Source organism: Streptosporangium amethystogenes (assembly GCF_000721075.1).
GTDB classification, from domain to species: Bacteria; Actinomycetota; Actinomycetes; order Streptosporangiales; family Streptosporangiaceae; genus Streptosporangium; species Streptosporangium amethystogenes.
In genome coordinates this window covers 1-350 of record NZ_JOEQ01000174.1, presented here as the reverse complement: position 1 = coordinate 350, position 350 = coordinate 1, and the positions used below count along the sequence as shown (strand labels likewise).

Sequence of the window (350 nt, the reverse complement as noted above, 5' to 3'; positions counted from 1 at the left end):
TGCTGGGGGTCGCTCTGCGGGATGTGGTGGGTCGGCATGAGAGTTTGCGGACGGTGTTTCCCGAGGTGGACGGGGTGGCGTGTCAGCGGGTTCTGGACAGCGCGGAGGTGTCGTTCGACCAGGTGAGTGTCGAGGAGGGCGAACTGGCCGACGAACTGCGGGCCTTCGCGGGACGTGGTTTCGACCTGGAGGTGGAGCTGCCACTGCGGGTGAGGCTGTTCACCTTGAACTCGGGTGAGCATGTACTCGCTCTGGTGTTGCATCACATCGCGGGTGACGGGTGGTCGATGGCGCCGTTGGCGCGGGATGTTTTGGCGGCGTATGCGGCGCGGTCGCGGGGGATGGTGCCG

1 protein-coding gene is annotated in these 350 nt (G+C 66.3%); it reads left to right on the top strand.

Annotation, left to right across the window (positions count from 1 at the left end; translation table 11 throughout):
• Positions 1-23: 23 nt before the first annotated feature.
• A partial coding sequence (locus IG98_RS46320) for a condensation domain-containing protein (protein WP_281178624.1) occupies positions 24-350 on the top strand: 327 nt, incomplete at its 3' end.